At 69.0% G+C, this 1,233-nt stretch carries 1 protein-coding gene; it reads right to left on the bottom strand.

The genetic code is table 11. The features are described from left to right. Positions 1-1,027, bottom strand: a 1,027-nt coding sequence (locus AC5LUJ_RS20910) for a nuclease-related domain-containing protein (protein ID WP_493465573.1), incomplete at its 3' end; no start/stop codon positions are given. Between the last annotated feature and the right edge of the window lie 206 nt (positions 1,028-1,233).

Here is a 1,233-nt window from a genome sequence, read left to right as displayed (position 1 = left end):
CGTCGCTGTCAGCGTCGCCGCTGTCGCCGGTGCGCGCTCCCGGGATGCCGGAGCGCCCGCCCGGCTCGCCGGACCGGGCGAGCTCGTTCTCGATCCGGGTGAGCCGGTCGAGCATGTCGGTCGCGTCCCCGCCGCGCTCCAGGATGGTGCGCAGCGCGTCCATCAGGGCCAGCCACTGGTCGCGGTCCAGGGTGACGTGATCGGCGAGCTGGTTGGCCGTGGCGGGCGGGAACAGGCGCTGGGCGACGGCGACCACCTTCGTCACCTCGGCCGGGTTGAGCCGGTCCGGCCGCCCCCGGATGTAGGAGACGAGGTCCTTCAGGCTGATCAGGGTCACCCCGTCGATCGCCCCGTCGCTCCACAGGACGCCCGCCTCGGCCATGATCAGAATTGGTCGGACCGGGACTTTGACCATCGGCAGGGCGTCGCGGATCTGGTTGCGCACCTCTTCCCCGAGCCATCTGGTCAGGTCGAGCGGCTTCTTCAGGGACTGCCCGTCGACCTTCGCGCCGTCCTTGGAGTAGCGGACCGTCCCGGGGGAGGCGTCGCTTTTCATCACCATGACGCCGCCCGGCCCGACCAGCAGGTGTCCGATACTCGCCTCGGAGTGGGCCACCCGACGGTCGTGCATCACCACGTAGCCGTACCGGCGCAGCCTGTTGACGATACGTGCCGTCTTGCGCTCGGATTCGGCGCCTTCACGCAGCGCCTCGATCTCGGGCACCGGATCGAACGAACGGCCGATCACCACCAGCGGCCAGCCGAGCTGGACCACCAGGTACGCTGCCACCGCGACGGACACCGGCAGCCGCAGGCCCGAGACGGCCAGCACCGCGAACACCACCGCGATGGGGAAGGCCCGTAGCGCGGCCCGGGGCACGGTGTAGGCAAGCCGCTCGCGGCGCATCTGCGCCTGCTGTTCCCGGGCTCGCCGGTAGGCCACCTCCAGGGAGTGGCCGGGACGGTCGCGGGTGTGGCCGCGCAGCGGGCTGCTGCTCCTGATCGGGCTCTTGATCGTGCTCGCCATCATGTCCACCGTGGATCGTGGGGTCGTGGTCCGGAACCTGAATCATCAGCGGTCGTGGGCGTGCCGGCGCGGCAGAGCGCAGACATGTTACGGGCCGCACTGATGGTGCAGCCAGAGCGCGTCCTCGGACAAGGGAATCCCGAAACCGGTCCAAATTTTCCAGAGGCGGTGAGACGTTGATCCTCACTTTATCTTAGATGATCATT

It is taken from the genome of Protofrankia sp. CiP1_Cm_nod3, assembly GCF_982290655.1.
This window is presented reverse-complemented; position numbering and strand designations above follow the sequence as displayed.